At 41.8% G+C, this 21782-nt stretch carries 26 protein-coding genes and 1 tRNA gene; 10 read left to right on the forward strand and 17 right to left on the reverse strand.

The window, feature by feature from the left end; all coding sequences use genetic code 11:
• Positions 1-30 precede the first annotated feature (30 nt).
• The gene (locus tag J2746_RS00895; RefSeq protein WP_209614900.1) at positions 31-1158 is read left to right on the forward strand and encodes a DUF362 domain-containing protein; all 1128 of its coding nucleotides are present in this window, start codon (positions 31-33) and stop codon (positions 1156-1158) included.
• Between the two features lie 56 nt (positions 1159-1214).
• Here J2746_RS00895 and pheS read toward each other — a convergent pair whose 3' ends face one another.
• Entirely contained in the window at positions 1215-2693 is a 1479-nt protein-coding gene (gene pheS, locus J2746_RS00900) for a phenylalanine--tRNA ligase subunit alpha (protein WP_209614902.1), read from the reverse strand.
• A gap of 84 nt (positions 2694-2777) precedes the next feature.
• Positions 2778-4076, reverse strand: coding sequence for a tryptophan--tRNA ligase (locus J2746_RS00905; RefSeq protein ID WP_209614904.1), 1299 nt, complete (start codon positions 4074-4076; stop codon positions 2778-2780).
• Between the two features lie 440 nt (positions 4077-4516).
• Between J2746_RS00905 and J2746_RS00910 the strand changes: the two genes are divergently transcribed.
• A complete protein-coding gene (locus J2746_RS00910; RefSeq protein WP_209614906.1) occupies positions 4517-4825 on the forward strand; it encodes a hypothetical protein in 309 nt (102 codons plus the stop codon).
• Between the two features lie 15 nt (positions 4826-4840).
• Here the strand turns inward: J2746_RS00910 and J2746_RS00915 are convergent, their stop codons facing one another.
• From J2746_RS00915 to J2746_RS00935, 5 genes are all read right to left on the reverse strand, one after another.
• On the reverse strand, positions 4841-6043 hold the full coding sequence (locus J2746_RS00915) for a radical SAM/SPASM domain-containing protein (protein ID WP_245249909.1): 1203 nt from the start codon (positions 6041-6043) through the stop codon (positions 4841-4843).
• A 5-nt stretch (positions 6044-6048) separates the two neighbouring features.
• Positions 6049-6828, reverse strand: coding sequence for an RAD55 family ATPase (locus J2746_RS00920; RefSeq protein ID WP_209614908.1), 780 nt, complete (start codon positions 6826-6828; stop codon positions 6049-6051).
• A gap of 120 nt (positions 6829-6948) precedes the next feature.
• A complete protein-coding gene (locus J2746_RS00925; protein WP_209614910.1) occupies positions 6949-7557 on the reverse strand; it encodes a translation initiation factor IF-2 subunit beta in 609 nt (202 codons plus the stop codon).
• Positions 7558-7582: 25 nt separating this feature from the next.
• Complete coding sequence (locus tag J2746_RS00930; protein WP_209614912.1) at positions 7583-8101, reverse strand: 50S ribosomal protein L16; 519 nt, start codon at positions 8099-8101, stop codon at positions 7583-7585.
• A 196-nt stretch (positions 8102-8297) separates the two neighbouring features.
• Entirely contained in the window at positions 8298-9383 is a 1086-nt protein-coding gene (locus J2746_RS00935) for a DUF1786 domain-containing protein (RefSeq protein ID WP_209614914.1), read from the reverse strand.
• A 47-nt stretch (positions 9384-9430) separates the two neighbouring features.
• Here J2746_RS00935 and J2746_RS00940 point away from each other — a divergent pair, with 47 nt between their 5' ends.
• From J2746_RS00940 to J2746_RS00950, 3 genes are all read left to right on the forward strand, one after another.
• Positions 9431-9970, forward strand: a complete 540-nt coding sequence (locus J2746_RS00940) for a MogA/MoaB family molybdenum cofactor biosynthesis protein (protein WP_209614916.1) — start codon at positions 9431-9433, stop codon at positions 9968-9970.
• Between the two features lie 169 nt (positions 9971-10139).
• Positions 10140-10838 carry an RAD55 family ATPase gene (locus tag J2746_RS00945; RefSeq protein ID WP_209614919.1) on the forward strand — a complete coding sequence of 233 codons (699 nt, stop codon included), beginning with the start codon at positions 10140-10142 and terminating at the stop codon, positions 10836-10838.
• 157 nt (positions 10839-10995) lie between these two features.
• On the forward strand, positions 10996-11256 hold the full coding sequence (locus J2746_RS00950) for a YhbY family RNA-binding protein (RefSeq protein WP_209614921.1): 261 nt from the start codon (positions 10996-10998) through the stop codon (positions 11254-11256).
• Positions 11257-11281: 25 nt separating this feature from the next.
• Here J2746_RS00950 and J2746_RS00955 read toward each other — a convergent pair whose 3' ends face one another.
• Complete coding sequence (locus tag J2746_RS00955) at positions 11282-11605, reverse strand: DUF190 domain-containing protein (protein ID WP_209614923.1); 324 nt, start codon at positions 11603-11605, stop codon at positions 11282-11284.
• A 154-nt stretch (positions 11606-11759) separates the two neighbouring features.
• Between J2746_RS00955 and J2746_RS00960 the strand changes: the two genes are divergently transcribed.
• Both J2746_RS00960 and J2746_RS00965 read left to right on the forward strand, forming a co-directional pair.
• The gene (locus tag J2746_RS00960) at positions 11760-12188 is read left to right on the forward strand and encodes a hypothetical protein (RefSeq protein WP_209614925.1); all 429 of its coding nucleotides are present in this window, start codon (positions 11760-11762) and stop codon (positions 12186-12188) included.
• Between the two features lie 73 nt (positions 12189-12261).
• Positions 12262-13266, forward strand: a complete 1005-nt coding sequence (locus tag J2746_RS00965; protein ID WP_342451749.1) for a cytochrome c biogenesis protein — start codon at positions 12262-12264, stop codon at positions 13264-13266.
• 3 nt (positions 13267-13269) lie between these two features.
• Here J2746_RS00965 and crcB (J2746_RS00970) read toward each other — a convergent pair whose 3' ends face one another.
• From crcB (J2746_RS00970) to sppA, 9 genes are all read right to left on the reverse strand, one after another.
• Entirely contained in the window at positions 13270-13623 is a 354-nt protein-coding gene (gene crcB / locus J2746_RS00970) for a fluoride efflux transporter CrcB (RefSeq protein WP_209615655.1), read from the reverse strand.
• Positions 13613-13969 carry a fluoride efflux transporter CrcB gene (gene crcB / locus J2746_RS00975; RefSeq protein WP_209615658.1) on the reverse strand — a complete coding sequence of 119 codons (357 nt, stop codon included), beginning with the start codon at positions 13967-13969 and terminating at the stop codon, positions 13613-13615. Before crcB (J2746_RS00975) ends, crcB (J2746_RS00970) begins: the two co-directional genes overlap by 11 nt.
• A gap of 34 nt (positions 13970-14003) precedes the next feature.
• A complete protein-coding gene (locus J2746_RS00980) occupies positions 14004-15188 on the reverse strand; it encodes a molybdopterin molybdotransferase MoeA (protein WP_209614929.1) in 1185 nt (394 codons plus the stop codon).
• Between the two features lie 21 nt (positions 15189-15209).
• On the reverse strand, positions 15210-15491 hold the full coding sequence (locus J2746_RS00985; RefSeq protein ID WP_209614932.1) for a ubiquitin-like small modifier protein 1: 282 nt from the start codon (positions 15489-15491) through the stop codon (positions 15210-15212).
• A gap of 104 nt (positions 15492-15595) precedes the next feature.
• A tRNA-Pro gene (locus J2746_RS00990) sits at positions 15596-15673 on the reverse strand.
• Positions 15674-15862: 189 nt separating this feature from the next.
• On the reverse strand, positions 15863-16414 hold the full coding sequence (locus J2746_RS00995) for a UbiX family flavin prenyltransferase (RefSeq protein ID WP_209614934.1): 552 nt from the start codon (positions 16412-16414) through the stop codon (positions 15863-15865).
• Positions 16414-16773: a prenylated flavin chaperone LpdD gene (gene lpdD, locus J2746_RS01000; RefSeq protein ID WP_209614936.1), complete on the reverse strand. Its 360-nt coding sequence runs from the start codon at positions 16771-16773 to the stop codon at positions 16414-16416. The genes J2746_RS00995 and lpdD overlap by 1 nt, the downstream gene beginning before the upstream one ends.
• Before the next feature lies 1 nt (position 16774).
• The gene (locus J2746_RS01005) at positions 16775-17977 is read right to left on the reverse strand and encodes an HD domain-containing protein (protein ID WP_209614937.1); all 1203 of its coding nucleotides are present in this window, start codon (positions 17975-17977) and stop codon (positions 16775-16777) included.
• Between the two features lie 75 nt (positions 17978-18052).
• Entirely contained in the window at positions 18053-18988 is a 936-nt protein-coding gene (gene sppA / locus J2746_RS01010) for a signal peptide peptidase SppA (protein WP_209614947.1), read from the reverse strand.
• A gap of 109 nt (positions 18989-19097) precedes the next feature.
• On the opposite strand from sppA, the gene cofD reads away from it, so the two are divergent.
• The 3 genes from cofD (at position 19098) to J2746_RS01025 (ending at position 21775) form a co-directional block, all read left to right on the forward strand.
• Positions 19098-20009 carry a 2-phospho-L-lactate transferase gene (gene cofD, locus J2746_RS01015; protein ID WP_209614948.1) on the forward strand — a complete coding sequence of 304 codons (912 nt, stop codon included), beginning with the start codon at positions 19098-19100 and terminating at the stop codon, positions 20007-20009.
• A gap of 156 nt (positions 20010-20165) precedes the next feature.
• Positions 20166-20573, forward strand: a complete 408-nt coding sequence (locus tag J2746_RS01020; protein ID WP_209614950.1) for a hypothetical protein — start codon at positions 20166-20168, stop codon at positions 20571-20573.
• Between the two features lie 74 nt (positions 20574-20647).
• Positions 20648-21775, forward strand: coding sequence for a magnesium chelatase ATPase subunit I (locus J2746_RS01025; RefSeq protein ID WP_245249911.1), 1128 nt, complete (start codon positions 20648-20650; stop codon positions 21773-21775).
• Positions 21776-21782 lie beyond the last annotated feature (7 nt).

The raw sequence follows: 21782 nt of genomic DNA on the forward strand, positions 1-21782 counted from the left end.
TTTCAATTTAACAACCTAATAGGGCCTATAATGGCTGACAAAGTTTCCATTGTAAAATGTGATGATTATTCTCGTTCAAAAGAGTGTGTCATGGAAGCACTTTCTATGATAGGTGGCCTGAAATCCATAATCTCTGAAGGTGATCGTGTTCTTCTAAAGCCAAATGTCCTTGCAGCACGCGAACCAGAGGATGCCGTAACAACTCATCCATCCATAGTTGCCGCAATGTGTGAACTGGTTAAGGATGCCGGAGGTATTCCTGTAATTGGTGATGGTGCCGGTATTACCAAGCCTGGTGCAACAGCTCATGCATTCAGAGTATCAGGTATTGAGGATGTGGCAAAATCCCAGGGTGTACGATTGCTAAATTTTCAGACAGAAGGTTACACTGAAATGGAAGTTCCGGATGCAATGCATTTTTCAACTCTTCATATCTCTAAAGCTATTAAGGACGCCGATGTGATTATTTCACTTCCTAAGATGAAAACTCATGAGCTTACATATTACACAGGTGCTGTAAAGAATATGTTCGGTGTATTGCCACTCAAGACCAGAAAGGAAATGCACCTTCTAGGTGACAGGAAACTCTTTGGTGAGGCTGTCGCTGATCTTTATTCGATAGCAAAACCCCATCTTGCTGTAATGGATGCAGTCTTAGGAATGGAGGGTAACGGTCCCTCTCATGGAACGCCAATAAAATCTGGTGTTATCATGGCATCTTATGATTGTGTTTCGCTGGATGTAATTGCTTCAGGTATCATGGGTGTCGAGCCGATGAATGTTCCAACAACAGTTGCAGCTCTTGAACATGGGTTTGGGAACAGTGATCCTGAAGTAATAGGTATCGACCCAAAAGCAGTCACAAAGAAATACCAACCTTCCAGTGGTGGCATTCTCTTTAATCTGCCACCTTTTATTATACGGTTCTTTGGAAAGCAGTTTGAAATGAAACCAAAGATCAATACTTCAAAATGTGTACTTTGCGGTGCCTGTTCAATGAATTGCTCTGTGAAAGCAATCGATGAAGTAGGCGATCATTTGGAGATAAATAAGGATAAATGTATAATGTGTTATTGCTGCCGTGAACTCTGCCCTGCAAATGCAGTCGATATTGACATGTCTTTTGTGGCAAAAATTATCACAACAATCAAAAGATAACTTCAGACAACCAGGTATTTCAAAACAAAATGAAAAAAGGAATTTGTATGTTCAGCTTAAAGTTGACATACTTCACTCTTGCGCAACCAGTCTATGTCAGAATGATACAACTGGCGAAGATCTTTAAGTCCGAGTTTCAGCATTGCAAGCCTGCTGACACCAAGTCCCCATGCAAGAACAGGATATTTTATTCCCAGTGGATGTGTAACTTCTTTCCTGAATACACCTGCTCCACCAAGCTCGACCCATCCAAGGCCGTCAACATACACTTCCGGCTCAACACTTGGTTCTGTGTATGGGAAGTATCCTGGTCTGAATCTCACGTCCTCAAATCCCATTCTGTGATAAAACTCAGAGAGGCATCCAAGAAGGTTAGAGAAAGACATGTCCCTGTCCATTACAACACCTTCAAGCTGCTCGAATTCTGGTGTGTGGGTCGGATCGATCGTCTCTCTGCGGTATGCCCTGTCAATTGAGAATGCTTTTACAGGGGCCTCGGGGTTGTCTGCAAGGTATTTGATTGTCAGTGCTGTGGTGTGGGTTCTGAGTACATTCTTACATGCAATCTCCTCACTCCACTTTCCTCCCCAACCGGTGGAACTGGTCTCCCCGCCGTTCTCGTGAGTTGCACATACCCTGTCCTTGTATTCAGCAGGAAGTTCTGATCTGCTGGAAAGGTGGAATGTGTCCTGCATTTCTCTTGCAGGGTGGTCCTGTGGCTGGAACAATGAATCAAAGTTCCAGAATGAGCTTTGTACTGCTTCTCCCTTAATCTCGGTGAATCCCATATCAAGAAAAATACGTCTCATTTCATCAATGAGGCGCTGATAAGGATGAATCTTTGCTCCGTAAATTGGTTTTGGAACTGTATGAACGTTATATGGTCTGAACTTTTTATTTTTCCACTCGCCGCTTTTCAGGATTTCTGATGTAAGTTGTGCAACTTCTTCCTCAACAGTAATGCCTGCTGAAACAAGTTCCTGACCTTCTGATGTGATCTTTATTTTCCTTTGTTTGTTTTCACTTTTCACAACAAGCTTACGTTTCATAAGGTTATTGATGACTTTCTTGTCTGCTCCAAGTTCCTCAAATGTCTTTGCTTCACCTGCAAATGCTTCCAGAGTTTTTTCATCCTCGCCCTTTTCAGCATTGTCGGTTGGCACTATCATTCCCTTTTCAATTCCTGCCCAACCCTTGCGGCGCAGCCATCCTGTAGCAATGCCGGCAACAGCAGGATTGAATTTGTCTTTAAGTTCATCCATTGAGGTCGGACCGGAAATAGAATCAATTATCTGTCTTTCAGGTAGTCCTTCCTGGGCATACTTCTTTCCTTCGTCAGTAAGTTCAAATATCTCTGTTACTGCTTCCTCTACATAGGCAAGTCCTTTCTCTTCAAGTAAAAAAGCAGCCTGCATTGAAGTTTCCATTTTCATTTCAGACTTCTCAGCAAGCTCATCCGGACTTGCGTCTTTTAGATTCTCCAATGCGATTAATACATTTTTCTCATTGGATGTAAGGTTGTACTGGGAGCTCATTATCACACCTGTTAAATTGAGTTCGTAAATCCTGTAATTGTAATAATTGTAATTGTATTAGTTTGATTACTCATGCTTATGAGATTATAGTCCGTATTCGTCAAGTCTGTCCTTTGCAACTTCACGCAGTTCCTGATGTTCTTTCAGGAACTTTTCTGTTCTTTCGGCTGCAAGGACTTTACAGTGTCCACACATTCTGGTTCCTTCTCGACATTCTGTGTATATCTGTGCAAGTTCCTCATCATCATCTACAAGGTGGAACAGGAACATTTCATAAACAGAACACTTCTCAGGTTCACCGCCAAGTTTTTTCTGTTCCTCTAGGGTAATTCTGCCACCGGTCTTAGCCCTTTTAACCTTCTTTGCAGCACCTTTTGGTTCTTCTGTAAGAGAAATATAACTATCAGGCACACTGCTTGACATCTTTCCACCCTGAAGTCCTGACATGAACCTGTGGTATGTTGACGAAGGCGGAACGAATGAGTACCCTCCAAATTCCATCTCCACATCTTGAACTACCTTCATGAGACTTTCAAAGTTATCCGCACTGAAAACATCAACATGTCCTTCAAAGAGCTTGGTTTTACCGGCAATACGCTGGCTTAGTTCTTTAAGGGCTTCTTCAGGTGCAGCCTTGCTTCGGATACTGAAATATCTGTTTCCGTTCTTGTCTTCCCTGCCTTCTATCTTGAACATATTCATCTTGTGTCCAAGTCCTCTTGTAAGCCTGATGTGAGGGTCCTGATCGGAACCTACAGGAATGACGGTTGGTTTTGGTCCTCCATACTCTTCAAGCTGAGGATGGAGTATGTCTGCACTCTGTGTTACAGCACTCAGCATGTGTGCAACATTTGTTTCACCTGTGAAACCGTAGATAGCACTGAGTTCTGAGTAATTTGCCTTTGAACTTAATTCGAATGCAAGGTCTTTGACCTGTTCAGATTTCGACTGGAAATAAATATGTCCGTTCGGTTCAAATCCAAGTGCAATCAGGCTGATAACGTATTCATTGATACCAATATCATTGCATTTTTCCCATGACATGCCTCTGACAGCATGGCTTTCACGGTCTGCAATTCCAACAAATGCATCAGCGCCCTGCTGCTGGTGCCAGATGATCTCTTCCATTACCATCTTATGTCCAAGGTGGATCTTTCCGGAAGGCATGAAACCGCTCATGACTGAGAATGGTTTGTTGTTGTTCATTGCATCAGTTATGCGATCATAGTTCCTGTGACCAAAGATTATCTTACGGCTCATGAACTTGTGTGGATTCTCAATCTCCCGGACCATATCATCAAATGGCTGGATACCAAATTCATCGAATAATTTGGAATAATCATCAATGTTCAATGCGCTCCAGGGGTCGATCTTCATGTTCATATGTTGCCTCTTAATCTCCTGTTTCTCGGATTTTTCATTTAGTGTCCGGCACTTCAAATTGTTAGTAAAAATACGTTGTGCTATGTAAAGGTTCTTATTGCATTTCGGTAAAAACATATAAAATTTGTTTGTTTTTCAGCACATATTTTATACCACTCCTGCTATATACTCACTGAAGTCAATTTCATGGGGAAAAGTCAATGGACATAACTTTCTTTCATTTTGCAGCATTATTTTTCGCTTCAATAACAATATATAATTTATATTCTGCACGTAAATATGGTGAAAGTTATCTGCCTGCTGTAGTGGGTACAATGTTGCTCATTTCATTAATTTTGTTAATAATTCTTCCCTGTCAATATGGGTGTATTCTTTTCATGCTCACTGGAATATTTTCTCTTTTAAATTACAAGAAAATCTTAGGCATTCAGAAAGAAAAAATGAAGCGATTTGTGGGTGATTCAAAAGACAATGATTCACTGAAACTTATTGATTACTTCTTCGGGTGGAAACTACTTCATCGCTGGAATAAGAAATATGGTCCGAAAAAAGCTTCATTTATTAACTCCACAATAATGTGGGTATTCGGTATTGCGATTGCATATTTGTTCATTTATATCTGGCCAGATACTTTTGAGAATATGCGCCACAGTATTTTCCTTATTATGACAGTGGTCATGATTGGTTTTTACTGGCAGAATAAAAGACTGCTGGAAAGCCTTAAAAACAGCAATCCGGCAGAAGAATAAAAAAGAAAACCAAGTTCAGCTCTGAATCTTATCAATATCATAAGGTTTTGATGCATCCTCAGGTATCTTATCAACAAGCTGAAGATACTCCTTTTCCTGCATCAGGCAGGTGCTGCGCTGCCCTCTGAAAGTCTTGTCCTTGCGTATTTTTGCCCAAATATCCTTTATTGAACTGTCCTGTATGTTTCCGTAATGGAATGGGATGTACGGACATCCTTTTACAAGACCGTCAACACAGACGTGCATCCATCTCTGGCCTGCCATGCATCCGAGCATCTCTCCTTCAAAATAAGTGTTAGAAAAGATACGTGGCCCGCCTTTTGTAGAGTTTATGCGGTGGTACATCTCAAGCACTTTCTTCCTGTCAGCATTTGATATCACAGGGTCATCTTTCTTTTTCGGGACAGATTCCCATAATGAAAACTCATGTACGCCAAGTTCTTTCGCAAACTCGTACATTTCAGGCAGTTCATCAATGTTCTTTGGGGATACGTGGGTTGCCATTGTAACAAGTAATCCTGCATCAAGTCCCGTTCTTATGGCATTGGTTGCTATATCAAAAGCACCATCTAACCTTCTTACAGAATCATGTTTCTCAGCTTCAGTGGAATAGATACTGACCAATAGGTTATGTAATCCTGCTTCCTTGAGCCTGCGAGCATTCTCAGGTGTCATCTCGGTTCCCGGAGTGTACATATTGACAATTGCGCGTTCTTTGTCAACATATTCGATTAGTTCATATATCTCTTCACGGAGCATCGGGTCGCCTTCTGTGAATACTATGACCATTGCACCCATGTCAAGCACATCATCTATCGCCTGTTTGATGGTTTCTATATCAAGGTCACCTTCTCCTCCACTGACCACACAGTGCTCGCAATTACATTTGCAGTTACGTGTTATCTCAAAGGAAACTGTTTCAGGTATGTATCTTCCAAGTGCGATCTGGGTCTCAGCCACCAGTAGGCGATTAAATGGTTTGCTTGGAATTGGTGGCAGCCATGTTGAAGCTATTACTTTGTCATCATCAACAAAAGCAGGTTTTTCTTCTTTCAGACGCTGGTTGATCTTTTTTAAAAAAGGTGCACATGCTTTTTTCAAGGTTCCATGTGCTTTAAGCTGAACAAAATCAGCTTTTTTGTCCATTTTAATTGAAAGTCCGGGTATTGAAACCAATGCAATGTCTTTGTTGTCTGAATTTTTATGATCGGCTTTCATTTACACTATTCCCCTAAAATCGAAGATCGTTGTAGGGAGAACACATCAGCTTCCTTGCCTATAACAGAATCGGATGAATAAACAAAAATGCCATTATCTGTAATCACGTATGGGCGAAGCACTTCATCGTGCTTTACACCTCGCATTTTTAATATCTCAAGGGATCTGATCCTTTCTCCACCAATCCTGAATACCTTAAGGCAGATAACTCCTTCGGCAAGGTACTCTTCGACACTGAAGTGATCAGGGTTGATATTTGCTTCACTTGTTATGAGTGTAGTGCAATCAAAGTTCTCGATGTTCTTGATGAATTCAAGGATAATATGTCTTACATCCACAGGATCAGGGGATATCTTCAGGGATGTCAGTGAATCTATGAATAGTCTTTTAGCATTGATCTCTTTCACACTTGCATAAATCTGTTTAAGAACGGTTTCCAGAGTTGCATTATCGTGATCGTGTTTATCGGGTTCCAGTGTTTTCTTAATGTAGCGTCCGTATGCTATTGGATCTGCCCTGATAATGCGGAGTCTGTTCTCTTTGATGAGACGTTCCATGTCCCATCCATGCCTCCACATGTTTCGCATAATTCGGGCAGGTGTTTCTTCAAAAGTAACGTATACTCCCGGTTCATTGTATTGTGTAATGCCTGCATACAGGTATTGCGACCCAAAAGTGGACTTGCCTGCGCCAGGTCCTCCTGTCAGGAGTATGACATCGTTTTCAATAAGTCCGCCTTCTATAAGCTCGTCAAATCCTGGTATTCCTGTAGGTACTCGTGCCATATCTTTCCTCGATCTATTATTTTCGAGTAATTAAATATATTTACAGCACGAATATTATATAATAATTGCTTTTAAAAAAAACATCTAAAAAAGAAAAGAATTGATATCTGTATCCAGATATCATACCCTTTCGGCAAATGCGAGGGTTCCACTTATTCTCTTGATTCTTATTTTGAGTGTGTCGCCCTTTGCGGCACCTGGTACAAAGATAGTAAACTTGTCAACCTTTGCAATTCCATCGCCTTTAGAACCAACTGCATCAATACGAACATCGTATTCCCCGCCTTCTTCAATGGATTCCTGTTTAACAGGTGCACTTGCGCGCCTTTTCTTGACCGGTCTGTGTGCTCCGCAAGCTGCACACTTAAGCACAAGTACTCTGTCCATTTTGGTCAGCTGGGTGTCAGGTCTTCCACATTCGGAGCATATGACGAATTCTTCAACATAAGCTTCGATATTTGTCTTTATCTGCTCCTTTGAGAATTTACCCTGGAACACTGCTCTGAGTCCATCTATCTTTCCTGCAGTTCCCATCTCACGTGTGAGATATTTCATCACATGGTCTGGTTCTCTGTTTATGACACTTACTATATTATTGAAGTTATCAAGGATAGTGGTCTTACCTTCCACCAGGATTTTTGGCTCAGGGATTACGAAACGGTCATCCGTAGTCTCCATATCAGGTAAGTTTGCTATTGCACGATCCAGAAGCGCTTCGTAATCTTCCATCTTAAATCCCTCTTTGTTATTTTGTTTACTGCACAAGTTCCATGCCCTGGTCAACTACTATTCTGACAGGAGTTGGAAGTTTCTGGCCTGCTTTCCTGAGAGCATCTTTTGCTGCTGCAAAATGCTCCTTGTTTACAGAGATTGTGAATATCTTTTGCCCAACTGATACTCTTGCTGCGGTTCCTACATTCTTTCCGAATGCAGCACGCATACCACTGGATACACGGTCTGCTCCTGCTCCGGTAGCCTGTTTGTTCTCTCTGAGTACCTCATGAGGATATACTCTGAGTTTCATGTGGTATCCCACACGGCCTGCAGCAGCTACCATTGCCTTGTTGGCAGTAATACGTGCTGCTTCCAGTGCTGTGTGACGTAACTGGCATTTCTCTTTTACTACGAGTGTGACCTTTACCGGGAACTCAGCGCTCTTATTGCCCATGTCGTAGTGAATGATGTGGCTACCTGGCACACCACCCATGTATTTCCTTCTGGTATATGAGCGTTGTCTGACGTTCCTGTACATACTTGCTGGTTTTCTTACCATGAATATAATCTCCTTGAATTGATTATTGTAATAAAGTCCGGCACATAACTATGATAGTACCGTTATTTTGCATCTGGATTTGTACCTTGATTAATATGTATATATTTGTATTTGTTGATGTTGCCTCTCAACAATATGGATTAATCTCGATGGCTGTCCTCCTACTACCTTGGAGTTTATAAGTCTTATCACAGGTTCAAGGCTTGCTCTCCAACTGAGCGGCCAGAAGTCCAAAACAACCTGATATCATCATATTACCATAAGGTGAAGCAAAATGAAGTTTTTCCCACACAATGCTATTCCTTTTTTCCTGTTCCATGTCCATGAGGATGTTACGTCTGGGGCCTGTGATCATAATTGACTTTATTTTATCAAAACCTGGTGTTTTCCGTATATAACAACCATGTCCACCATCGTCGAAAATATCTTCAAAACTAAGTTTTCCATCGGCAAAATCATGAATATATTTTTGCAATTTGCCACCATCCAGTGCTGAAGTGTGGTGCTCGAACAATGCCAAAACACGATTCTCGTTAACAATAGCAGCAAGCGTATGTCCGTTTCCTATATTCACAACAATGGCTGGCTGAGATGCATTCTGATCAAGCAAAGCACCGAATATTGCCGCAGGACCTGTGTCCATTATAATAGTATCATATATCTTATTCTGGTTTTTGAGATTTCTTGCAACAGATGCCATGCGGGTAAACTCTTCCGGCACAGAGTCTCCATGGTAAGCGAATTGCCCGAAGTTGCCACCTTCATCTATTAGTTTCTCAAATATTCTGAACCGATAGATGCGATTGCTTGCATGAGGTGAATTTCCATGGTCCTGAACAGCAACGGCAATTTTTTCGGGCATGCTGACGCCAAAACTGTAAAGAGCACTTGTGAGCGCATCTACATCCACGTCCTGAAGGACAATTTCCTGTGTATTTTCCGGAAGATTTTCAAGTTCCACGTCATTATCTACTATGTTTATGCCCATAGACCTGACTCTTTCGATGTCATCCTTGACAGTCAGCGCCGCTTTTTCAGTTGCATAGATTTTGTAACCTTTCTCCAGATGAGCTCTGATAGCTTTTACCGAAGGTCCGCCGCCCATTATATCTCCTGATAGGAAAATATCATATCCTTTATTCGTTGCTTCTCTGATCTTTTCTGCAACAATGACTGTTGGTGAAGGCATTATCATCACAAGGCTGTTCTCTATTTCACGTTCAGTATCATAGAGTAGTATGTCCTGCGTTCCGGTTCCAACGTCTATAGCAAGTATTCTCATGGTTATATCGAGTGTTTCTTATACTTTTTCAGGTATAAACACTTCGTATGAGCAGTCCGTCAACAATGGAGCATAAAGAAGGAACCAAAAAAGCATATTCTTTTTACCTGGTAACCATTTCCAGTTCAAGATTCGGGGAATTCGGTACAGTTTCCTCTCCCGAAGATGCTAATGATGGTTCAGGTGAACTAATGGAAAAACTTGTAACTTCCAGTGGCCACAATGTTTCAAAATATGAATTGATTCCTGATGATTCCTCCCTTATCAAAGGTGCCATACATCGTGCTCTTGAATCAGATGCTGATGTTATCATCACAAGTGGCGGAACGGGTCTTGCTTCAAAGGATGTGACCATTGAATCAGTAACTCCTCTTTTTGACAAGGAAATTCCGGGATTTGGCGAACTTTTCCGTTCTAAGAGTATAGAACAGATCGGAAGTTCTGTTATTCTATCCCGTGCTGCAGCAGGTCTGCTGAAAGGTAAAATCATCTTCTGTGTTCCCGGATCGCCAAATGCTGTCGATCTGGCTCTGCGTGAAATAATTCTGCCTGAAACAGGGCATCTTGTGAAACATGCTCGCCAGTAACCAAAAAAGGTTTATATTGTATATTTTATTTAATTAGAATGTGTCAAAAGGCACATTTATATACGTTGATATTTATATTTGTAATGGAAGTAATGTTTGTTTGTTCTTTAGAGGAGCAGTAACTCGCTAAAGGGCAAATCCTATATAGAATCCCAATGAAGAGGGAAACATGTCCGGCTACTCTTTAGGCATCAAGGAACTGGATGAGCTCTTAGGCGACATCCGGGAAGGAACCAATCTTATGATGATAGGTCCACCTATGAGCCGAAAAGATGATCTGCTGGATGCCATCATTTTTAATAGCCAGGACCCTTCCGGATCTGCAATCATTGTATCCACGCGTGAGCCCGGAGAGCGCGTTCTTGGATGGTTCGAGGATAATGGTCTGGACACATCTGCTGCTGATATCGGTGTTGTTGACTGTGTAACCAAAACGCTTGGGATGGGTGCTGCCGACACTGAAAAAATCAAAAGGGCATCAAGTCCTGTTGATCTTACGGGCATCGGTGTAAAGATCAGTCAGTTCTTTGAAGAAATGCTGATGAAAAAGAAAAAGAAACAGGTTCATCTTTGTGTCAACTCATTGTCAACGATACTTATGTATTCCAACATACAGACTGTTTTCAGATTCCTGCATGTTTTTACCGGACGTGTTAAAGCTGCAAACGGCTTTGGTCTTTATGTAGTTGAAGATGAAATGCACGATGCACAGACAATAGCCACTCTGAAACAGCTTTTTGATGGCATGATAGAAATAAAGGCTGTCGGTGATGCGTATGCAATGAGAGTGGTGGGGATGACCTCAAAGCCTACTCCCTGGTTTGAGTACGACATTGATGGAACCAATATAACCCTGAAGAAAACATAAGGAATGCCATACCTGGCGACTACTTATCTTTTGTACTTGTTTTCAGTTTTTTGAGGCAACCTTGGTAATGTATGATGATCAATGGTCAGTTTCAAATACTCAGTAATCAACTGATGACATATAATCAATAAGCAATCAAAATTATCGGTGTATCATTATGGATAAAGATAAATTATATCAGTTAAAGAAAGAAGGAACAAAAATCAAGCCTATTATAAATGTAGGCAAGAATGGAATAACAGATTCTGTAATAGAGGAACTCAAAAAGCAGGTCAAGGCCAATCGTCTTGTAAAGATAAAGATGCTCAGGACCAGCTCAGAAGCAGAGGATATCAAAACATCTGCTGCAAAGCTTGCAGAAGCAACAAATACAACCCTTATTGATGTAAAGGGTAGCACAGTTGTTCTCTACAGGTGATCAGAGACGATCCGTCTCTTCACTCTTATTTAAACCCTTCTCCTGATACAACTTCTACTTCCTGGACTACCATTAGAGCATTTGGTAACATCTCTTTTAGTTCGGGGATAATCTTTCTGATCTTTTCTTCTTTGTCTACTGCCTGAACGATTGCCGGCAGGTCTGTCCCAAGCCGCAGGACACTTGCTGTGTGAATCTTGTGATGAACACCATATCCTTCCATACAATGGTGAACAGTGGCACCTGCAATTCCCTGCTCCTTCAGGAACTCTATGACCGCATGATGTGCAGTTTTACCCTTATGCTTATCATTTTCACTCAAATAGATTCTCAAAAGTAATGTTCTCATGTTTTCCCCTGAATACTTTGCTTGTTAATGCAAATGACATAATCTTACATTTTCTTTCTGGTTAATGTAATATCCGAATTATTTTCTCTTCCAGAATACAGGTTGCAAGGCAATCTTAGTAAACTTTATAGCTTAAATGCCAATACCAATACTTATGGAAAAAAACAATCTTACTTTCATTGCAGTGATAACTGTTCTGATTGTTCTGGGGATCGTGGGTGCCTATACGTACCTTGATCCGGATAGTGTGGATACTGGAGTAAATTCTTCCGAAGCTGTGTCAATTGTTGCAAATGATTCAATGGCAATTAATTATTCCGAAGATTATTTTCATGTAGAAGAATGGAGGGTAACAAGTACTGAACTTGTAGATTCAGTCCCTAACGGTACTACTGTTCAGGAGAATAGTGTCTGGAGGGTCAGGATCATGGAGCGCAGTTGTGCGTGTTCCGGCATTAAAGATCTATTTGTAATCGAAGGTTATGTGTCTGCTAATACAGGTGAACTTCTGGGTATAGAAACCAAATCCGTTCTGGAAAGTGAGTATGATAAAAAGACCTGTTCATCGACATCCTGTCACTGAACGAAATAAGAGTAGGTTTCTACTTGCATTTTTGTTTTCCTTGCTACTTCTTACTGGTTTATCCCAGGCTACGGTGTCAGTGGAATATTTCTACGAGCAGGGGTGTCTTAAATGTGAGCAGGCAGCACCTGTTATCGATGATGTGGTTTCCGGCTATCCAAATACTAACTTTAGTTCATACGAGATAAAATCAGCTTTCAGCCTGGCAAAAAATTATGGGGTAACAACCGTTCCCGCAGTTGTTGTAAATGGCAGTATTGTCATCAGTTACAATGACTATGAAGGTGACGTTGAGACACTCAGTTCAATGCTTTCAGAGGCAATAGAAGCAGCTCCTGTTAGGAATTCTAATGCTGAATCAGACAAAATTAAAACCTTATCTGAAAGAACATTGGATGATCAGACTCCAACTGTGATCTTCATTGCAGGCCTTCTTGCAGGTTTCAACCCATGCCTGATAGCTGTAATGGCATTTTTGGCATCAGCAATTGTGTCGTCAGGGGGTTCCCGCAAAGATATGCTGGTACTTGTCATTGGTTTCTGTGCCGGGATATTTGTAACTTACATGGTTGTAGGGTTTGGCATATTTAATACTATTAATTCATTCCCGGGGATAAGGGATATGATAACATCATTTCTGGTGGTACTTGTAGCTGTTTTTGGAATCTGGCACATCTATGATGCGTATTACATCAAGAAGAATTCAAAATCATCATTCAAGACTCCTCATTCTTTTGTGGATTTAATGAATCATGCTAGAGGTAAGAACATTCTTCTCATCTCTTTCATTGGTGGAGGAATATTCTCGCTTGTAAAAGCTCCCTGTGTGGGTGCTGTTTACCTGATGATCCTTGAAATGCTCCTTTCAGGCAGCAATACTGTGAATGCTGTGCTGTACATGGGTCTCTATAATTTTGCAGTTGTTCTGCCGATCCTGGTACTTGGTGCACTTCTTGCTTTTGGTCTGGATCCAGAAGCTGTTAATGATTTCAGAGAAAAAAGACGTGTGGAAGTTCGCCTGATAACAGGAGTTATATTGATCTTGCTGGCTGTGTTGCTGCAGTTGAATATCATATGACGGTCATTTGGAAATGAGGATGTGTGCTAAAAACACTGCAAGAATGCATAACAAAAGGTTAAGTCCGATATTCATCAGGAAATATTTGTTCTCTCCCTCATCCAGAAGCCTGAAACTCTCGTATGCGAATGTGGAGAATGTGGTAAAAGACCCAAGCATTCCTGCACTTATCATGTAACGTAGTGACCCTTCCACAGAAGAGAATGTCAAAACTGCAAGTATGAAGCTGCCAATAACATTCACTGAAAGTGTTCCTGCAGGGATACCATTTATTCTTGGGACAACACCGGAAAAAAGATACCTGAGGTTTGCACCGATAAAACCGCCGATTCCTATGAGAATGAGCTCATATGCCAGTTCCTTCCCTCCTTTTAATTATGTATATAACCAGTCCTCTTCCAGTGAAAATACCGGCAAGTGTCAGGATTATGTTTGCAAGAATGTTGACTGTAGCTTCAGCCATTTGCATCTGGAATGTCTGGACTGTGAATGTTGAGAAGGTGGTAAGTGATCCGCAAAAACCAATTCCTATAAACATACGAGTTCTTGGTGATACAATTCCAAGGTACTCGGAGCTGTACATGAGAAAGCCGAGCAGTATGCTCCCAAGTACATTTACCACAAGCGTGCCTGGTGAAGGAGTAAAGTATCCTGCTATAAGGAACCTTGATATTGCTCCTAAGAATCCTCCCATACCAACCATGAGAAGATCTAAGCTCTGGTTTTTCAGTTCGTTACTATTCAATTAACACTACGTCCACTTCACTTCCTTCTTCGCATCCTTCTACATTTTCCGGGATTATAACAAATCCGTCTGATTTTGCAATGGAACTAAGAATTCCGGCACCTGCTGTCATCAATGGATGAGCGATATCACCTTCCAGTATGACTCTTGCATAGCTGACATAACCTTCTCTGGACAATATCTTACCGCTTAATGTGGCCTTTACTGTTGTGTCAGGTATCTCCGGTATATTCCCGGATTTTCTAAGTGCAGGTTTGCCAAACGCAAAAAGCGCAACAAGTCCGGCTGCCGGATATCCGGGCATACACAGAACAGGTACGTTTTGCACAATTCCAAGAGCAGTGGGTTTTCCAGGGCTGAGTCCGACTCCATGGACCAGTTTTTTGCCCAGTTTCTCCACAACAGACGGTACAAAATCTCTTTCTCCAACTGAGGTTCCACCAGAAACTACTATCATGTCAGCATCAAGATTTGCCTTAATGGCATCTTCAATTAGATCTGCATCTTCAGGAACGATATCACAATATTTTGCAGTACCTCCCCATTTCTCGACATATTCACCTATCATCAGGCTGTTGATGTCCAGTGTTTTACCTGGTGCTGGTTCTTCATCTCCGGGAAGTGGAAGCAGATCATCGCCAGTAGGTATAATTGCAACGACAGGTTTGGAATATACTTTTACTTCACTGATTCCAAGGGACGCCAGCACAGCAATATCACATGGCCTGAGAATGTGGCTTTTGTTGAATATTATCTCATTCTTCCTGACATCTTCTCCGATATCACCAACATTCTTTCCGGGATGCACCTGTGCCCTGATCTCTATCATATCTCCAATAGAGATGGTGTCTTCCATCATCAGAACTGAATCAGCATCATCTGGAACATAATCTCCGGTGTTTACTGGTGTACAGTTTCCTTCCATAATTTCATCGGATATCTGAAGCATAACAGGATTTGTAGGTGATGCACCTATGAGGTCAGCAGACCTTACTGCAAATCCATCCATTGCGGAACGCCTGTAATGGGGTACATTGCGTGGTGCGAGTATGCTTGTGGAGAGCACTCTTCCGATTGCAGACTTTGCAGGAAGTAACTCTGTCCTGTCAATACCATTTATCCCGGCAAGGAACATTTCCTTTGCCTCTCCGACATCTGTGCGTTCTCTGAATATCATTCAAGTACCTCTGTTATCAGTTCATCCGCCGGATACTGGTGGGAATACTCCGAGTTCATCGTCGTCGTTCAGGATGGTATCCAGTCCTTCCATATGCTTGATGTTGTTTCCGTTAAGGAATACATTGATGTAACCACAAAGTTTTGCATGATCTCCTGCTTCGAATATGAGTTCCTCAAGAGCAGGATATTGTTCTGTAAGTGAAAGGAGCACATCTTTGACAGAGTCTCCTGTGGTTGATAAAGAAGAAGTTTGTGCAATCTCTCTCAAGTTTGCGAATAGTTTTACTTTAACGCTTGCCATGGGGACATTATTCCCGACGGATATATTATAAAACTAATCCTGTGAGGTCAAAAAGAATAAACTAATGGTCATAAAACAATGGTGGTAATTTTGTAAAAAAGTTCTGGTGGGATAGCGCGGATTTGAACCGCAGTCCAAGCGTCCCAAACGCTCGAGGATGGACCAAGCTACCCTACTATCCCAATCAGATTCAGAAGGGTAGCTCTGCAATAGCATGTATTGTATAAAAAGTTTTCGTGATATCGGCCTGAGTGAATAATACAACAATATTTTCAAAGGCAAAAATACCGCCGAATTTGCTCAGAAATCTGTTTTATCCGTGTTCTGTAAGCTTTTAGGTCACGGTTGTAAATGCCGCAACCTGACTTGCGTCATCCCCAGCGTTTGTAAACGTCATTGTCAATATCCATGAGATCAAGTGCACGTCCGGCCATGGAATTCACAAGATCATCAATTGTCTGTGGTCTGGAATAAAAACCAGGGCATGCAGGCAGAACAACTCCGCCGGCTCTTTCAAGTTTTAGCATATTCTCGAGATGGATCTGATTAAGAGGTGTTTCCCGTGGCATCAGAACAAGCTTTCTTCTTTCCTTCAGGCATACATCAGCAACCCTTCCAAGCAGGTTGTCAGACATTCCACCTGAGATCTCTCCCAGTGTTTTCATGCTACATGGGGCAACGATCATCCCATAGAATTTATGAGAACCACTTGCTATAGGCGCTGTAAAATCACTCTCATCATACACAGCATCTGCAAGGCCTTCCACATAGGATAACTTGTAATCGGTCTCTATTTCCAGTATCTGTTTTGCAGCCTTTGTCATGACCAGATGTGTAAAAATATCAGTCTTTGAAAGAATTTCCAGTAACCTCACCCCGTAAGCAGAACCTGATGCTCCGCTGATACCTATCACTATTTCCATTAGAATCCCTCGCTAATAATAACTGAGAGTTCACTGATCATCTTTTGTGATGCAGAAACTATCTCTTCTATCTCATCTAGTGTAATGTTATCAAGATGAATACCCACTATGAATACGGAAGTTGCTTTGCAGGCTTTACTAAATTCTTTTGCACCATTCAGTGCTATCTCGGTTTCCCTGTGTCCGGGTGTTGTGATCACAGAAGAAGATGCTCTGTTTGACTCCTGGTCATAGGATCCAACTCCTACAGCTCCCACATGTTCGTCTCCACCTGTCAGGCTTGCAACATAATCGTCTCCAACATTTTTCCATTCAAGAACCAGATTTATTCCTGCTGCAATTTTTCGTATCTCTTTCATATTATCCCTCTATTTCAGTCAGGCGGAATTGTTTTGTGCTTTTCTTTACGTCAAAGAAATCCCTTGCTGCTTTAGCCACATCTTCACGATGTTCTTTTGGGGTATAGACGCCCATCTTCCAGTTCTCACGGTGTGCCTGTTCAAGTGTGGCAACAACATGTGATGCCTCATCCAGTCGCAGCATTTTGTTATTAATTTTAACAAGTGCTTTCATTTCAGCAATCTCAGGATTTTTCGGAATATCTATCAGGACACTTCCAGTATCGATGCCAACTTCTGATGCAATCTCGGCTTCAACTCTTTTGATGTTCTTCCGATGTCTTAGTACTCCTTCACCCACTTCCTCAAATCCAACGTACAGGGCCCTTTTGTAAAGTTTCCTGTTGTCAAGTCTCTGTGAAAGCTCTCCAGCATAACCATCATCATTACGGATAATTTCCAGCAGTCTGGAATCATCCATCTTCCTGAGTTCAAAAGGACTTAGTGAATCTTTCTGAATAAGGTCATCCACAGCTCTTGTGAACATTGTCTCTGCAATCCTTGATACATGATGATAGTAAACAGAAGGATGCATCAGGAATCTGGATACCAGAAGTGATTCTGCTGCTTTTACACCACCTGCATTAACAACGAGTTTGTTCTCGTAGAATTTCATCTCATTGATGAGTCTCACATGGTCAACAAGACCAAAAGCAACACCTGTATAATGCGAGTCTCTCACAAGGTAGTCCATCCTGTCCACATCTATCTCGCTGTTGAGTATTTTTCCAAGGTCTGTTTTTCCCTGAATATGGTCTTCGATGGTTGCAGGATTTAATCCATTATCACTGAGAATTTCTCCAAGCTCACCATTTTTCAGTATTTTACGGACATCTTCATGGTGCTGTCTAGTATAAAGTTTCGTAAGGTTTTCTGTTACATGGGAATATGGCCCGTGTCCAACATCATGAAGAAGAGCAGCAACTCTGAGTTCTTCCTTTTCATCATCTGTGACAGAATCTATCTTTCCGGTAAGCATAGTGGCAAGATGCATAACTCCCAGAGAGTGTTCAAAACGTGAATGGTTAGCTCCGGGGTACACGAGATTTGACAGTCCCAACTGGCTCAGTCTTCTAAGTCGCTGCATCTGCGGTGAATCAATGATAGATAATGTGAGCGGGTCAAGCTCAATATATCCATGTATAGGGTCGCGGATGACTTTCATACAACCTACATATACCTCATCTTATAATGATTTTGCACTCGTTTATGCTTCATGCTCTGTTTTCAGGCTAACCTATCAGAAGTACATTCCATAGGAAGAGGCTGCTTCATCAACAGAGCTTACTGCCAATCCTTTTCCAAGACCGTAACCGAAAGAATACAAAGCCTCATTGAGCTTCATTCCCAATATACCTGAAGATTGTCTTTTATACTCGTAGATGTCAGGCTCACCGGATATTCCTGCCATCTCTGCAGTAATATCTATGGCATCTTCCTGGGTTCCAACCATATCCACAAGTCCTGCTTTCTTTGCCTGGGATCCGCTGTATATCCTGCCGTCTGCAACCTTGTAGGTTTCTTCAAGGCTCATGTTCCTGTTTTCAGCCACCCAGGAAACAAAATCCTCATAGCTTTCGTTCACAATTGAACCCAGCATTTCCTTCTCTTCTTCTGTCATGGGTCTTGTGGGGGAGCCAATATCCTTGTATTCCCCGCTTTTGATTGTTGTAACATTTATTCCAAGGTCATCCATCAGGCCGTAATAATGGATAATTTCCATCCTCACTCCGATATTTCCGACAAGTGACTGTTTTTCAGCTACTATGTAATCAGTGGATGATGCTGCCTGATATGCTGCGGACGCTGCCATGGATTCAATGTATGCCACAACAACTTTCTTTTCAGATGCTTCCTTTATCGCCCTTGCAAGTTTCTCACTGGCAATGGCTTCCCCGCCGGGAGAATTTATCTTAATGATAATGGCCTTAGTTCCATCATCTGCTTGGGCATCCTCTATCCATTCGATGTAATCCTCAACTCCGGGTTGATAATCACTGAACAGGTCCTCTTCTGAACCTCCGGAATATATGGTTCCGTCAAGGTCTATTACTGCAATATCTCCTGATCCTTCTATCGGAACATGCATAATGGCTACAATTATCCCTGTGAGTACAAGGATCAAAATGGCTATGGCAAGAATACCATATACCAATATTTTACTTGATTTTTCCAATTTCCCTTCTCCTTATTCCTCTGAAATATATTGTATTGATTTACGAGGTCTTTACTTATATAGATTGAACCGTATAACGAAACAAAACAGACAAAGAGGACGGATAAAGATGATTATTTTTTCAGGGGGTACCGGTACCCCAAAATTACTGAATGGTCTTCGTGAAGTTTACCCGGAAGAAAAGATCACTGTTGTGGTGAATACTGCAGAAGATATATGGGTCTCAGGAAACCTGATCACTCCTGATATTGATACTCTGCTCTACATGTTCTCAGGGAGACTCGACACTTCAAAGTGGTGGGGTGTGAAGGATGACACATACCGAACCCATGAGGCCATGAAGGAACTGGGATATGATGAGGTTATGATGCTTGGAGATCTTGACCGTGCAACCCATATAATGCGTTCTGATCAGATCAGGAGCGGCCTCACACTTACAGAAGCAACAATCGGTCTATCCAAATCATTCGGCGTAAAAGCTAATGTTTTCCCTATGTCCGATGATCCGGTTTCAAGCATGATAAACACGCCGGAAGGAAAGATGCACTTCCAGGATTTCTGGGTTGGAAAACATGGCGAGCCTGACGTTATGAGCGTATGCCAGGAAGGCATTGAAAAAGCAAGCATTTCTCCGGCTGTTGTGGAAGCACTTGAAAGAGAAGATAATGTTCTGATAGGTCCAAGTAATCCAATAACAAGTATTGGCCCAATAATAGAACTTCCAGGAATGAGGGATATACTAAAAGAGAAAAAGGTTATTGCAGTCAGTCCTATTATCGGGACTGGGCCAGTGAGCGGACCGGCAGGTAAACTCATGACAGCAAGGGGAATTGAAGTTTCATCTTTTGGTGTTGCTTCATACTATTCCGATTTCCTCGATCATCTGATAATCGATGAGCTTGACCCGATAGATGATGAACGTTTTAGTGAAATTGGATGCAATGTTTCACGGACTGATACTTTAATGAAGTCTCTGGCTATAAGTATAAATCTTGCTGAAACAGTGTTGAAACTGTTCTGACGAATGTAGAATAAGTCTTTTGTTTCGTATACTCTTTTTTTTATTTAATATCCGCTATTAACTACTTTAATAAGTATATTTTTATTATTATACTGCATATATTGCGTATCTCCAATTTAAGTGCATACCAACAAAACATATTCTTAAGGTGAAATTGTGGGTGATGAATGGAAAATTGATTTGAAGATCCCTGACATAGGGATGATGGTCACGCTTATGACTGCTGCTTTGTGCTCAATGATCATGGGTGCAGCAGAGATCGCTTACACGATGCTGTGGATAACCGCATCATATGTGAGGCACGGAAAAGACTTTTTTATTGATCTTCTGAACGCCAAGGCGCTGACATGGACCGCAGAATACATTCTGGTCGCAGGTTCCTTGTTGCTCTTTTCAGCTATACTTTTCCTGCTAAGTTCCACATACTCTCTTTATGAGCTAAACGGACTGGCAAAAAATCCGGAAAAGAAAGTACATACGAAAGTCGTGTTCGGATTCTTCATAGGAGGGCTTGTTCTTCTCTTTTTGGCTCTTATATCTGCGATAATTCTGAGGTATCTGTAAGGCTTAAGGAACTCTATAATTAATAAAGAAAGCAACAATCAAAAGTCAAAATTACATGCTGGGAAGGCGATAATATGAATTCAAGTATTACCGGGACAATAACAGAGGTTCCTAAAGTAGTGGAAAATGATGGGCCGTCGGAATATCTCGAGGAGATTGCCAGGCAGGCTACAAAAACAGAAAGAGTTCTTTATCCGATAGCTGCCATTGTCGGACAGGAGAAGATGCTCCGTGCACTAATACTTAACACTATCAACCCTTCTATTGGTGGTGTTCTTATCCGTGGTCAGAAAGGTACTGCAAAATCAACAGCAGTGAGGGGTCTGGCTGAAATATTGCCTGAGATCGAAATGGTAGAGGGCTGTAAATTCAATTGCGACCCTAAAGACCCTGAAAAGTTCTGCTGGGAATGTCAGGAAAAGAAGCGTAAAGGTACAATGAACATTGGCAAACGTTCTATGAGAGTCGTGGATCTTCCAGTAGGTGCTACAGAAGACAGGGTTGTGGGCAGTCTTGATATCGAAAAAGCTGTGCGCCAGGGTGTACAGGCATTCGACCCCGGTATTCTTGCACAGGCAAACCGCGGTATTCTGTATGTTGATGAGATCAACCTGCTTGATGACTTTGTAGTCGATGCACTTCTGGACGCCGCTGCAATGGGTGTGAACACCGTTGAGCGTGAGGGTGTAAGTGTAAGCCACCCTGCCAATTTTATAATTGTGGGAAGTATGAATCCTGAAGAAGGTGAACTTCGTCCGCAGTTGCTTGACAGGATAGCATTGCAGGTTGAGGTCACAGGTATCTACGATGTTGAGCAGCGTATCGAGATCGTGGAAAGACGTAACAGGTTCAACGATGATCCTAAGCAGTTCATCCGTGAGTTCGAGGCAGAGCAGGAGAAACTGCGTTCAAAGATCATAAAAGCAATGCAGATGCTTCCACGTGTCACTACAACAAGGGATAATCTGCGGACCATTGCGGAAATATGCATCGCTTTCAATGTTGACGGTCACAGGGCTGATATTATGATAGAACGTGCTGCCAGGACAAATGCTGCATATGAAGGCAGGGAACGTATCACCAACGATGACATTATAGAAGCCGCTGAAATGGTCCTTCCGCACAGGATGCGTAAGAAACCATTTGAGGAAGAAGAGTTCAGTGTTGACCAGCTAAGAGCAGTTGTCGACGGTAAGGTATGAAAGAGGT

It is taken from the genome of Methanolobus bombayensis (assembly GCF_017873415.1).
In the GTDB taxonomy this organism is placed as follows: Archaea; Halobacteriota; Methanosarcinia; order Methanosarcinales; family Methanosarcinaceae; genus Methanolobus; species Methanolobus bombayensis.